Genomic DNA, 12835 nt, shown 5'->3' on the forward strand with positions numbered 1-12835 from the left:
GATCGTCTCCCCGGAGGTCGTGCTGACCCCGGAGATCGCCGCCCGCGCGTGCCGCGGCGGCACCGCCAGCCGCAGCACGTCGGCGCGGGTGCCGGCGTAGCGGGCGGCGACCGCGTCGGCGAGGGCGGCGATCTCCGGGGTCAGCACGACCTCCGGGGAGACGATCCGGTCGAGCCAGCCGAGCCGGCCGGTGTGCTCGCTGCTCGGGGCCCGGGCCAGCAGGAAGCCGTCGACGAGCCGGCCGGCGAACCGGACGCGCACCCGCACGCCCACCCGCGCCTCGGCATCGAGCTCACGCGGGATCAGATAGTCGAACTCGCGGTCGAGATGCGGCAGCGGCAGCAGCGGCAGGATCCGCGCCACCGGATCCGTCTCGGCGGCGGTCCTGTCGGTGGCCACCCGGACCCCTGACGGGGCGGGCTACAGACCGGCGGCGGCGCGCAGCTTCTCGGCCCGGTCGGTGTTCTCCCACGGCAGGTCGATGTCGGTGCGGCCGAAGTGCCCGTACGCGGCGGTCTGCGCGTAGATCGGACGCAGCAGGTCCAGGTCCCGGATGATCGCGCCGGGCCGCAGGTCGAACACCTCGGTGATCGCCTGCTGGATCCGCGCCGGGTCGGTCTTCTCGGTGCCGAAGGTCTCGACGAACAGCCCCACCGGGGCGGCCTTGCCGATCGCGTACGCCACCTGCACCTCGAGCCGGCCGGCCAGGCCCGCTGCCACGGCGGTCTTGGCCACCCAGCGCATCGCGTAGGCCGCCGAGCGGTCCACCTTCGACGGGTCCTTGCCCGAGAACGCGCCGCCACCGTGACGGGCCATGCCGCCGTAGGTGTCGACGATGATCTTGCGGCCGGTCAGGCCCGCATCGCCCATCGGGCCGCCGAGCACGAACGACCCGGACGGGTTCACCAGCAGCCGCACCTCGGCGGTGTCGAGCCCGGCCAGGCTCGGATCCGCCAGCACCGCCTCGACGACGTGGGTGCGCAGATCCGGGGTGAGCAGGTTGTTCAGGTCGATGTCCGCCGCGTGCTGGGTGGAGATCACCACCGTGTCCAGCCGCACCGGCCGGTCACCGTCGTACTCGATGGTGACCTGGGTCTTGCCGTCCGGCCGCAGGTACGGCAGCACCCCGGTCTTGCGGACCTCGGTGAGCCGGCGCGAGAGCCGGTGCGCCAGCGCGATGGGCAGCGGCATCAGTTCCGGGGTGTCCGAGCAGGCGTAGCCGAACATCAGGCCCTGGTCGCCGGCGCCCTGCAGCGCCACCTCGTCGTCGGTGAGCACCCCGGAACGCGCCTCGTGCGAGACGTCGACGCCGCCGGCGATCTCCGGGGACTGCGCGCCGATGGCGATGTTCACCCCGCAGGAGTTGCCGTCGAAACCCTTCGAGGACGAGTCGTACCCGATCTCGAGGACCCGGTCGCGCACGATCTTCGGGATGTCCGCGTAGGCCGAGGTGGTGACCTCGCCAACCACGTGCACCTGCCCCGTGGTCACGAGGGTCTCGACCGCGACACGGGCGCGAGGGTCTTCGGTGAGCAGCGCGTCGAGGACGGAGTCGCTGATCGCGTCACAGATCTTGTCCGGGTGCCCCTCCGTCACGGACTCACTGGTGAAAAGCCGACCGCCGGTCTTGCTCACGGAACTCCCTCTCGACTGGTTGTGTCTAGCTCGAACGAACGAACTGATGTCAACGATATGGGCGACGCTACTGTTCCGGTCGCGCCGGCGCGAGACTTTCGCTCACGGGCGCGTCGCCCCGGGGGTCACGGGCGCGTCGCCCCGGGGGTCACGGGCGCGCCGCCCCGGGGGTCACGGGCGCGCCGCCCCGGGGGTCACGGACGTTCCGGCGCCAGCAGCGGCCGCAGTGCGTCGAGGACACGGCTGGCCATCAGCGCCTTGGAGCCGTGCGCGAGGGCGGTCTCGGAACCGTCCGCGGCCAGCAACCAGCCGTCGTTGTGGTCGACCTCGAACGCCTTCCCGTCGCCGACGGCGTTCACGACCAGCAGGTCGCAGCCCTTGCGGGCCAGCTTGGCGCGGGCGTGGGTGAGGACGTCGCCCTCGGCGTCGCCCGTTTCGGCGGCGAAGCCGACGATGACGGTGCTGGCCGGCAGCGTGCCCTCGGTGCGGGCGGTCACCAGCCCGGCGAGGATGTCCTCGTTCTTGGTCAGCGCGATCGCGTCCGGCTCACCCCGGCCCTTCTTGATCTTGCTGGTGGCGAAGGTGGTGGGCCGGAAGTCGGCGACGGCCGCGGACATGACGACCGCATCGGCGCCGGCGGCGTGCTTGGTGACCGCGGCCTGCATCTGGGCGGCGGTCTGCACCCGCACCACGTCCACCGCGGCGGGGTCGGCCAGGCCGGCCACGGCCCCGGCGACGAGGGTGACGTCGGCGCCGCGCTGGGCGGCCAGCCGGGCGAGGGCGTAGCCCTGCTTGCCGGAGCTGCGGTTGCCGAGGAACCGGACCGGGTCCAGCGGTTCGCGGGTGCCGCCGGCGGAGACGACGATGCGCCGGCCGGTCAGGTCCCGCGGCAACGCGTCGGGCCGTTCGAGCAGCAGCGACGCCAGGCCGAAGATCTCGTCGGGCTCGGGCAGCCGGCCGGCGCCGGTGTCGTGCCCGGTGAGCCGGCCGGAGGCGGGCTCGACGACGACGACGCCGCGACGGCGCAGGGTGGCGACGTTGTCCACCGTCGCGGGGTGTTCCCACATCTCGGTGTGCATCGCCGGCGCGAACACGACCGGGCACCGCGCGGTGAGCAGCGTGGCGGTGAGCAGGTCGTCGGCGCGGCCGTGGGCGGCGCGGGCCATCAGGTCGGCGGTGGCGGGGGCGACGACGACGAGGTCGGCCTCCTGCCCGAGCCGCACGTGCGGCACCTGCGGCACGTCGGCGAACACGCCGGTGTGCACGGGGTTGCCGGACAGGGCCTCGAAGGTGGCGCGGCCGACGAACTCGAGCGCCGAGTCCGTCGGGATGACCCGTACGTGGTGTCCGCTCTCGGTGAAGGCGCGGATCAGCGCACAGGCCTTGTACGCGGCGATGCCGCCGCCGACGCCGATGACGACGCGGCGGCGCTGCCCGAATTCCGAGTGGTCCGCGGTGCCCGCGGCGCGCTGGCTCACTCGCCTTCGGCGTGCTCGAGCAGGTCTGCGTGGATCTCCCGCAGCGCGATCGACAGCGGCTTCTCCTGCAGGCCCGGCTCGACGAGCGGGCCGACGTACTCGAGAATGCCGTCGCCGAGCTGGTTGTAGTAGTCGTTGATCTGCCGGGCGCGCTTGGCCGCGTAGATCACCAGCGCGTACTTCGAGGAGGTGCGCTCGAGCAGCTCGTCGATGGGCGGGTTGGTGATGCCCAGCGGGGTGTCGTAGGCCGGCAGGTCGTGCCCGGCGGTGTCGGACACGGCTGCTTGGGTGCTGCTCACTCGGTATTCTCCTGTGTCGTTCCGGAGCTCTGGCGGGGTCCGGGGTTCGGGGTCGAGGCCGGGGATGTGGTGATCGGCCGCGGACGGTCGGCGGGATCGTCGCGGGGACCGACCAACAAGGATACCAATTCGTCGCACGCGCGGTCGACGTCCTCGTTCACGATCACCGTGTCGAACTCGTCGCGCGCGTCGAGTTCGGTCCGGGCGGTCTCGAGCCGGCGGCGGACGACCTCGTCCGATTCGGTGCCACGGCCGGTGAGTCGGGCGACCAGCACATCCCAGCTCGGCGGCGCCAGGAAGGCCAGCACGGCCTCCGGCATGGCGGCGCGCACGGACCGGGCGCCGGTGAGGTCCACCTCGACGAGCACGGGGCGTCCCGAGGCGAGCGCGTCCCGCACGGGCCCCGCGGGAGTGCCCGAGCGTTGCAGACCGCCGTGGATCTCGGCCCACTCGAGCAGGTCCCCGGACTCGATCATCCGATCGAAGTCGTCGCGGCTGACGAAGTGGTAGTCCACCCCGTTCACCTCGCCGGGCCGGGGATCGCGGGTGGTGGCCGACACGCTGAACAGCAGGTCGGGCACCCGGCTGCGGAGCCGGCGGACAACGGTCGACTTCCCGACGGCGGAGGGGCCGGCCAGCACCACCAGCCGGCCCCTCCGCGTCGTGGAACCGCTGTCCGACACGGTGTGTGCGTCAGCTACCACCGGTCGCTCAGGCGTCGAAGTCGAACCTGGCGAGCAGCGCCTTGCGCTGACGGTCGCCCAGGCCGCGCAGGCGACGCGTCGGGGCGATCTCGAGCTCGGTCATGATTTCCTGCGCCTTGACCTTGCCCACCTTCGGCAGGGCCTCGAGCAGGGCGGACACCTTCATCTTGCCGAGGATCTCGTCGTTCTCGGCATCGGCCAGGACCTGCTTGAGGTCGGTGCCGCCGCGCTTCAGGCGGTCCTTGAGCTCAGCCCGGGCGCGACGGGCAGCAGCCGCCTTCTCCAGAGCAGCGGCGCGCTGCTCGTCGGTCAGCTGGGGAAGGGCCACGGTTCCTCCGTCTCATCGTTGGCAAACAGTCTCATCCGCCGGTTAACCAGCGGCGATAGCGACCGTACTCACGCCGGACGACGATTGCGAACCCACCCCCCGCCGTTTCGGCTCGAAAACACGTGCGGTAGTGCGCCCGGATCGCCGTCCCCGACCCGGTCCGGCCGGGCCCCGCGGGCACCGTCCACCACCTCGGCGAACACGGCATCACCGCAGGTAGAGGCGCTGCGCACGGCGTGGCGGGCCGGTGCGAGCGTCCGCCTGCGAGGCGACGCCGACGCCGGCTCGTCCCGGCCGGAAACGGATCGGAAAAATTTCCGCGCGCGAGCGCGTCGGGGCGCTCCCACCTGCATCGGAACGGACATTCGGCCCGGATCCGGGAATCGGATCCGGGCCGAGCCGGAGGTGGCGGTGCGGGGCCGGTCAGGCCCGCAGGAAGGCGAACGAGTCCACGGTGCGGGCCACGGCGCCGCGCAGCGCCGCGACCGTCGGGCCCGCCCGCAGCACCTCGCGGGAGACGTTCGGCACGACGGCGTCGAGGTGCTCGCCCGCCAGACGGCGCACGTCGTCGGCGGTGCCGCCCTGGGCGCCCACGCCGGGCATCAGGATCGGCCCGTGCAGCGCGCTCAGGTCCGGCGCCCGGGTGAGGGTCGCCCCGACGACGACACCGACCGAGCCGAGGGTGTCGGCGCCGGCGTTGCGGGCCGCGGCCTCGTCGACCATCACCTGCGCGACGCTGCGCCCGTCGGCGACGCGCGCGTGCTGCACCTGCGCCCCCTCCGGGTTGGAGGTGGCCGCGAGGACGAACACCCCGCGCCCGTCAGCGGTGCGGCGCAGCGCCGGCTCGAGCGACCCGAACCCCAGGTACGGCGAGACGGTGACCGCGTCGGAGCCGAGCGGGGACGCGTCGGTCAGCCACGTGCGGGCGTAGGCGTCCATCGTCGAACCGATGTCGCCGCGCTTGGCGTCCGCGAGGACGAGGGTGCCGGTGCCCCGCAGCGCGGCGACGGTGCGTTCGAGCACCGCGATGCCCGCGGAACCGAACGCCTCGAAGAACGCGACCTGCGGCTTGACCACGGCCACCTGCCCGGCGAAGGCGTCGACGCACGCCTCCGCGAACCGCTCGAGACCGGCGACGTCGACCGTCAGCCCCCAGTCGGTGAGCAGTTCCGGGTGCGGGTCGATGCCGACGCACAGCGGCCCGCGCTCGGCGAGGGCCGCGTGCAGGCGCTGCCCGAACGTCGTCACGACGCCGGGCCCGTGGTGCCGTCGGGCAGGCCGCCGACGCCGGCGGATTCCGCCGCCGCGTCCTCGCGGAGCCCGGCGTGCATCTCCTGCAGCGAGCGGACCCCGATGTCGCCACGGATGGCGGCCTCGATGCCCTGGACGGCCGCGGAGGCACCCTGCACGGTGGTGATGCACGGGATGTTCGCGGCGACGGCGGCGGTGCGGATCTCGTAGCCGTCGATGCGCGGCCCGGAATTGCCCCACGGGGTGTTGATCACCATGTCGACCTCGCCGGCGCGGATCTTCTCGACGATGGTGTGTGCCCCCTCGGGCCGCTCCTCCTCCGACACCTTGTACACGTGCTCGCACGGGATGCCGTTGCGGCGCAGCACCTCCGCGGTGCCGATCGTGGCGAGCACCCGGAAGCCGAGGTCGGCGAGCCGCTTGACGGGGAAGATCAGCGACCGCTTGTCCTTGTTGGCGACCGAGACGAACACCGAGCCGGAGGTGGGCAGCGACCCGTAGGCGGCGGTCTGGCTCTTGGCGAACGCGGTGCCGAAGTCGTCGTCGATGCCCATGACCTCGCCGGTGGACTTCATCTCCGGACTGAGCAGCGAGTCGATGCCGGTGCCGTCGGCGCGGCGGAACCGGTTGAACGGCAGCACCGCCTCCTTCACCGCGACGGGAGCGTCGGCCGGGGCGTGCCCGCCGTCGCCGTGGGCGGGCAGAATGCCCTCGGCGCGCAGGTCGGCGATGGTTTCGCCCATCATGACCCGGGCGCAGGCCTTGGCGAGCTGCACCGCGGTGGCCTTCGAGACGAACGGCACGGTGCGGGAGGCGCGCGGGTTGGCCTCGAGCACGTAGAGGATGTCGTCCTTGAGGGCGTATTGCACGTTGAGCAGGCCCTTGACGCCGATGCCGCGCGCGAGGGCCTCGGTGGAGCGGCGCACGTTCTCGAGATCGGAGCGGCCGAGGGTGATCGGCGGCAGCGCACACGACGAGTCGCCGGAGTGGATGCCGGCCTCCTCGATGTGCTCCATGATGCCGCCGATGTAGACGTCGGTGCCGTCGCACAGAGCGTCGACGTCGATCTCGACCGCGTCGTCGAGGAAGCGGTCGACCAGCACCGGGCGGTCCTCGGAGATCTCGGTGGCGCGGGAGATGTAGTTCTCGAGCGCCGTCTCGTCGTAGACGATCTCCATGCCGCGCCCGCCGAGCACGTAGGACGGGCGGACCAGCACCGGGTAGCCGATGCCGGCGGCGATCTCACGGGCGCCCTCGAAGGTGGTGGCGGTGCCGAACTTCGGCGCCGGCAGGCCCGCCTCGGTGAGCACCCGGCCGAACTCGCCACGGTCCTCGGCCAGATCGATGGCCTCCGGGCTGGTGCCGACGATCGGCACCCCGGCAGCCTTCAGCCGCCGCGCGAGCCCGAGCGGGGTCTGGCCGCCGAGCTGGACGATGACGCCGGCGACGGTGCCGGACTGCGACTCGGCCCGGTACACCTCGAGGACGTCCTCGAAGGTGAGCGGCTCGAAGTAGAGGCGGTCGGCGGTGTCGTAGTCGGTCGAGACCGTCTCGGGGTTGCAGTTGACCATGACGGTCTCGTAGCCGGCCTGCGACAGGGTCAGGGCGGCGTGCACGCACGAGTAGTCGAACTCGATGCCCTGGCCGATGCGGTTGGGGCCCGAGCCGAGGATGAGCACCTTCGGCCGCTCGTGCTGCTCGGCGACCTCGGTCTCGGCGTCCGGGTCGAGCTCGTACGTCGAGTAGTGGTACGGGGTCCTGGCCTCGAACTCGGCGGCGCAGGTGTCGACGGTCTTGTACACCGGGTGCACGCCGAGCTGCTCGCGCAGGGCACGCACCGCGTCCTCGTCGCCGAGTTCGGGGCGCAGCGCCGCGAGCTGCCGGTCGGAGAAACCGTGGTGCTTGGCGAAGCGCAGTTCCCGCGCACCGAACGTCCCGGCGGCGCGCACCTTCTCCCCCAGCTCGACGATCTGCTGGATCTGGTCGAGGAACCACGGGTCGATCTTGGTGGCGTCGAACAGCTGCTCGACGGTGGCGCCGAGCTCGAAGGCCTTGGCGATGCCGTAGAAGCGGCCGTCGTGCGGGACCTTCAGCTCCTCGAGCAGGCTGCCGAGATCTTCCGTCTCGACCTCGGGGCCGGTCCAGAACCCGGACCGCTTGGTCTCGAGCGACCGCAGGACCTTGCCGAACGCCTCGGTGAAGTTGCGGCCGATGGACATGGCCTCACCCACCGACTTCATGGTGGTGGTCAGGGTGCCGTCGGCGCCGGGGAACTTCTCGAACGCGAACCGCGGGGCCTTGACGACGACGTAGTCGAGCGTCGGCTCGAAACAGGCCGGCGTCTCCCTGGTGATGTCGTTGACGATCTCGTCGAGGGTGTAGCCGATGGCGAGCTTGGCGGCCATCTTCGCGATCGGGTAGCCGGTGGCCTTCGACGCCAGCGCGGACGAGCGCGACACGCGCGGGTTCATCTCGATCACCACGAGGCGACCGTCGCGCGGATCCATCGCGAACTGGATGTTGCAACCGCCGGTGTCGACGCCGACCTCGCGCAGGATCGCGATCGACAGGTCGCGCATCTCCTGGTACTCGCGGTCGGTCAGGGTCATCGCCGGCGCGACGGTGACCGAGTCGCCGGTGTGGACGCCGACCGGGTCGACGTTCTCGATCGAGCAGACGATCACGACGTTGTCGCGGCCGTCGCGCATGAGCTCGAGCTCGTACTCCTTCCAGCCGAGGATGGACTCCTCGATGAGCACGTTCGCGGTCGGCGAGGCGGCGAGGCCGCCGCCGGCGATGCGCTCGAGATCGGCCTCGTCGTAGGCCATGCCGGAGCCGAGGCCGCCCATGGTGAACGACGGGCGCACCACGACGGGGTAGCCGAGTTCGGCGACGGTGTCGCGCACCTCGTCCATCGTGTAGCAGACCCGCGAGCGCGCGGACTCGCCCCCGCACTTGGCGACGATGTCCTTGAACTTCTGCCGGTCCTCGCCGCGCTGGATGGCGTCGAAGTCGGCGCCGATGAGCTCGACGTCGTACTTGGCGAGGATGCCCTGCTCGTGCAGGGCGACTGCGGTGTTGAGCGCGGTCTGCCCGCCCAGGGTGGCCAGCACCGCGTCGATCGGGGTGCCCTTGGCCTGCTCGGCGGCGATGACCTTCTCGACGAACTCGGCGGTGATCGGCTCGACGTAGGTGGAGTCGGCGAACTCCGGGTCGGTCATGATCGTCGCCGGGTTGGAGTTGACGAGGGAGACCCGCAGGCCCTCCTCGCGCAGCACCCGGCACGCCTGCGTGCCGGAGTAGTCGAACTCGCAGGCCTGGCCGATGACGATCGGGCCGGAGCCGATGACGAGGATGTGGGAGAGATCGGTACGGCGTGGCATTTAGTTCTTCTCTCCCTCGAGCATGCTGATGAACCGGTCGAACAGGTAGGAGGCGTCGTGCGGGCCGGCCGCCGCCTCGGGGTGGTACTGCACGGAGAAGGCGGACCCGTCGAGCAGGCGCACGCCCTCGACGGCGCCGTCGTTGGCGCAGGTGTGGCTGATCACGGCCCGGCCGTAGGGCGTGTCGAACTCCTGCCCCGCTTCGCCCTCGAGCGCGAAGCCGTGGTTCTGGGCGGTGATGGCGATGCGGCCGGTCTCGTGCTCGATCACGGGGATATTGATGCCGCGGTGGCCGAACTTCATCTTGTAGGTGCCCAGGCCGAGGGCGCGGCCGAGGATCTGGTTGCCGAAACAGATGCCGAACAGCGGCAGTCCCTGCCCGAGCACCTCCTTGGTCAGGTGCACCGCGCCGTCCGCGGTGGCCGGGTCGCCGGGGCCGTTCGAGAGGAAGACCCCGTCGGCCTTCAGGTCCAGGATGTCGTGCAGCGTCGCGGTGGACGGCAGCACGTGCACGCGCATGCCGCGCTGGGCGAACATCCGCGGGGTGTTGGTCTTGATCCCGAGGTCGATCGCGGCGACGGTGAAGCGGGCCGCGCCGTCGGGCTCGACGACGTAGCCGCTCGTGGTGGTGACCTCACCGGCCAGGTCGGCGCCGAGCATCGACGGCTGGCTCCGCACCCGATCCAGCAGGGTCTGCTCGTCGGCGAGGGCATCACCGGAGAAGACGCCCGCCCGCATCGAGCCGCGGGTGCGCAGGTGCCGCACCAGGGCACGGGTGTCGATCCCGGCGATGCCGACGATGTGCTGCCGCTCGAGCTCGTCCTGCAGGGAGCCGGACGCGCGCCAGCTCGAGGTGCGGCGCGCCGGGTCGCGCACGACGTAGCCGGCGACCCAGATCTTCGCGCCGGCGGGGTCACCGGTGGGTCCGACGGACTCGTTGTCCTCGGTGTTCCACCCGGTGTTGCCGATCTGCGGGGCCGTGGAGACCACGATCTGCCGGTGGTAGCTCGGGTCGGTGAGGGTCTCCTGGTAGCCGGTCATGCCGGTGCTGAACACGGCCTCGCCGAGGGTCTGCCCCACCGCACCGAAGACGGTGCCGCGGAACGTGCGCCCGTCCTCGAGCACCAGGATCGCGGTGTCCGTGTCGAAGTTGTTGCCGCTCATGCGTTCTCTCCGTTCTGCTCGACCTCACCGGAGCTCGCCGCATCAGCCGAAATCTCGCGTACCGTCGTCGCTGTACCAGCCGTCCAGGCTGTCGTCCTAGCTTTCACTGTCCCGGTAATTCTCGTTCGTCTCCTGCACCCACAGGGGGTAGATGGTCTTGTCGTCGCCGCGGAATCCCGTGTCGATCTCGGTGCCGGAGGGCAGCTGCCAGCGGATCACCAGCACACCGTCCTTGGTCATCACCTTCCCCGCGAGGCCCCGTTCGGTGCGGATCGCCCGGATCGAGTCCTGCGGGATCCAGATCGGCGAGGCGCCGTCGCGTTCGAGCAGCACTCCGGCGCGGTAGCGGCTGAGCTCGCCGGCCGCGCGGTGGCCGAGGTCGCCGACGGCGATCCGGTCCTGCCAGCTCGGCGCGAGGGTGCTGCCCACGTACAGGCCTGTGCTCGGGGCCACCAGCCGCTCCCCCAGCTCGGCCGGCACCGGCGGGAGGGCACCGACGGCATCGGCCTGGCGTCGGCCGCGGCCGCGCCAGCCCTTCCACATCAGCAGGGCCAGCACCACCCACAGGGCGACGAAGCCGAGCGTGAGCAACACGCGGTCCATCACCGCACCCCGCTTCCGGTGGCCGGCCGGACCGTGCCGTCGAGCGCGGTGATCCGGCCGCGCAGCACGGTCGCGACGACCTTGCCGGGCAGGGTCATCGCCTCGTACGGCGTGTTGTGCGCGACCGAGGCCAGCTCCGGTCCGCGCACCGTCCACTCGGCGTCGGGGTCGACGAGCACCACGTTGGCCGGCTCCCCCACCTCGAGGGGCCGCCCCTGGTCGTCGAGGCCGACGATCTCGGCGGGCCGTTCGCTCATCACCTTCGCGACGCCGCGCCAGTCCAGCACCCCGGGGCGGACCATCGTCTCGACGACGATCGACAGGGCCGTCTCGAGGCCGAGCATGCCGGGACGGGCCTGGGAGAACTCGCAGCACTTGTCCTGCTCGGCGTGCGGGGCGTGGTCGGTGGCGACGCAGTCGAGCACGCCCTCGGCCAGGCCGCGGCGCAGCGCCTCGACGTCGGAGCGCTCACGCAGCGGCGGGTTGACGCGGTTGACGCCGTCGTAGGTCTCGAGCCGCGAATCGTCCAGCAGGAGGTGGTGCGGGGTGACCTCGGCGGTGATCGGGATCCCTTGCGCCTTGGCCCATTTCACCAGCTCGACGGTGCCGGCGGTGGAGGCGTGGCAGATGTGCACACGGGCTCCGGCGTCCCGGGCGAGCAGGGCGTCGCGCGCGACGATGGACTCCTCGGCCGCGCGCGGCCAGCCGGCCAGGCCGAGGCGCGCCGCGGTGGGGCCCTCGTGGGCGACGGCTCCGGCGGTCAGCCGCGGTTCCTCGGCGTGCTGGGCGATGAGCACCCCGAGCGAACTCGAGTACTCGAGCGCCCGGCGCATGATGAGCGGGTCGTACACGCAGTGCCCGTCGTCGGAGAACATCCGGACGCGGCCGACGCCGGCGGCCATGGTGCCCATCTCCGCGAGCTGCTTGCCCGCGAGGCCGACGGTGACGGCGCCGACGGGGTGCACATCGACGAGGCCGACCTCCTGCCCGCGCCGCCACACGTGGTCGGTGACGACGACGGAGTCCGCGACGGGGTCGGTGTTGGCCATCGCGAACACCGCGGTGTAGCCGCCGAGCGCCGCCGCGGCGGATCCGGTGTCGATGGTCTCGGTGTCCTCGCGGCCGGGCTCGCGCAGGTGCGTGTGCAGGTCGACGAAGCCGGGCAGCAGGACCCGTCCGGCGCCGTCGATCACCTCGGCGTCGGAGCCGGCATCGAGGTCGGTCCCGATCCCGAGGATCTGCTCGTCGCCGAGCAGCACGTCGGTCGGCGCGCCCTCCCCGTAGACGAGCACGTTGCGGATGAGCACCTGCGGCGACACCGAATCTTCTCCTGTCCCAGTGTTCTTCGTATCCTGCGCGGCTGCGCGGTCCACGTGCGAGCCGGTCATGCGATCGCGCTCTCCGTGCCGACGAGCAGACGGAACAGCACGGCCATGCGCACGTGCACGCCGTTGCTCACCTGCTGCAGCACCGCGCTCTGCGGGGCGTCGGCGACCGCGGAGGCGATCTCCATGCCGCGCAGCATCGGACCGGGGTGCAGCACCACGGCGTGCTCGCCGAGCATCGCCAGCCGCTTCTCCGACAACCCGTATCCGATCGAGTACTCGCGCGCCGACGGGAAGAACCCGCCGTTCATGCGTTCGGCCTGCACCCGCAGCATGAGCACCGCGTCGAGGCCGGGCAGTTCGGCGTCGAGCGAGTGCGACACGGTCACCGGCCAGGTCTCCACGCCCACCGGCAGCAGCGTGCGGGGCGCGACCAGCACCACCTCGGCGCCGAGCGTGGACAGCAGCAGCGCATTGGAGCGGGCGACACGGCTGTGCAGGATGTCGCCGACGATCCCGATGCGCCGGCCGGCGATCTCATGGATTCAGAAGGGTGCAACGCGTTGACTGCCAGTAGCGTATCCGAGGATCTGCTCGTCGACTTCGACGTGTACGACCCAGCTCTCGCCGCTCCGGTCGATGTCTTCCAGGAAAAGGCCGCCGAA

At 71.7% G+C, this 12835-nt stretch carries 10 protein-coding genes and 2 pseudogenes; all 12 read right to left on the reverse strand.

Features of this window, described 5'->3' with window-relative positions; all coding sequences use genetic code 11:
- Positions 1–399, reverse strand: a pseudogene (locus AIIKEEIJ_RS06325) (primosome assembly protein PriA); the annotation flags it as partial.
- A 21-nt stretch (positions 400–420) separates the two neighbouring features.
- Positions 421–1635 carry a methionine adenosyltransferase gene (gene metK / locus AIIKEEIJ_RS06330; RefSeq protein ID WP_006937654.1) on the reverse strand — a complete coding sequence of 405 codons (1215 nt, stop codon included), beginning with the start codon at positions 1633–1635 and terminating at the stop codon, positions 421–423.
- Between the two features lie 194 nt (positions 1636–1829).
- Complete coding sequence (coaBC, locus tag AIIKEEIJ_RS06335) at positions 1830–3113, reverse strand: bifunctional phosphopantothenoylcysteine decarboxylase/phosphopantothenate--cysteine ligase CoaBC (RefSeq protein WP_006937650.1); 1284 nt, start codon at positions 3111–3113, stop codon at positions 1830–1832.
- Positions 3110–3412 carry a DNA-directed RNA polymerase subunit omega gene (gene rpoZ / locus AIIKEEIJ_RS06340; RefSeq protein WP_003935406.1) on the reverse strand — a complete coding sequence of 101 codons (303 nt, stop codon included), beginning with the start codon at positions 3410–3412 and terminating at the stop codon, positions 3110–3112. The genes coaBC and rpoZ overlap by 4 nt, the downstream gene beginning before the upstream one ends.
- Entirely contained in the window at positions 3409–4056 is a 648-nt protein-coding gene (gmk, locus tag AIIKEEIJ_RS06345; protein WP_006937649.1) for a guanylate kinase, read from the reverse strand. Before gmk ends, rpoZ begins: the two co-directional genes overlap by 4 nt.
- 67 nt (positions 4057–4123) lie before the next feature.
- The gene (mihF, locus tag AIIKEEIJ_RS06350) at positions 4124–4444 is read right to left on the reverse strand and encodes an integration host factor, actinobacterial type (RefSeq protein WP_003935409.1); all 321 of its coding nucleotides are present in this window, start codon (positions 4442–4444) and stop codon (positions 4124–4126) included.
- Positions 4445–4867: 423 nt separating this feature from the next.
- Positions 4868–5692 carry an orotidine-5'-phosphate decarboxylase gene (gene pyrF / locus AIIKEEIJ_RS06355; RefSeq protein WP_006937640.1) on the reverse strand — a complete coding sequence of 275 codons (825 nt, stop codon included), beginning with the start codon at positions 5690–5692 and terminating at the stop codon, positions 4868–4870.
- Entirely contained in the window at positions 5689–9078 is a 3390-nt protein-coding gene (gene carB, locus AIIKEEIJ_RS06360; RefSeq protein WP_006937639.1) for a carbamoyl-phosphate synthase large subunit, read from the reverse strand. Before carB ends, pyrF begins: the two co-directional genes overlap by 4 nt.
- Positions 9079–10242 (reverse strand): glutamine-hydrolyzing carbamoyl-phosphate synthase small subunit, encoded by a 1164-nt coding sequence (gene carA, locus AIIKEEIJ_RS06365; RefSeq protein WP_161995227.1) that lies wholly within the window; start codon positions 10240–10242, stop codon positions 9079–9081. It abuts the gene before it with no gap.
- A 96-nt stretch (positions 10243–10338) separates the two neighbouring features.
- On the reverse strand, positions 10339–10845 hold the full coding sequence (locus AIIKEEIJ_RS06370) for a PH-like domain-containing protein (RefSeq protein ID WP_161995228.1): 507 nt from the start codon (positions 10843–10845) through the stop codon (positions 10339–10341).
- Complete coding sequence (locus AIIKEEIJ_RS06375; RefSeq protein WP_161995229.1) at positions 10845–12164, reverse strand: dihydroorotase; 1320 nt, start codon at positions 12162–12164, stop codon at positions 10845–10847. Before AIIKEEIJ_RS06375 ends, AIIKEEIJ_RS06370 begins: the two co-directional genes overlap by 1 nt.
- 65 nt (positions 12165–12229) lie before the next feature.
- Positions 12230–12709: pseudogene (locus AIIKEEIJ_RS06380) on the reverse strand (aspartate carbamoyltransferase); the annotation flags it as partial.
- Between the last annotated feature and the right edge of the window lie 126 nt (positions 12710–12835).

The sequence above is a fragment of the Rhodococcus sp. YH1 genome, assembly GCF_009939605.1.
Lineage (GTDB): Bacteria > Actinomycetota > Actinomycetes > Mycobacteriales > Mycobacteriaceae > Rhodococcus > Rhodococcus aetherivorans.

Excerpts from the sequence above, each read along its gene's own strand:
- carB (WP_006937639.1), bottom strand. The coding sequence starts at position 9,078 with ATGCCACGCCGTACCGATCTCTCCCACATCCTCGTCATCGGCTCCGGC.
- carA (WP_161995227.1), bottom strand. The coding sequence starts at position 10,242 with ATGAGCGGCAACAACTTCGACACGGACACCGCGATCCTGGTGCTCGAG.
- AIIKEEIJ_RS06370 (WP_161995228.1), bottom strand. The coding sequence starts at position 10,845 with ATGGACCGCGTGTTGCTCACGCTCGGCTTCGTCGCCCTGTGGGTGGTG.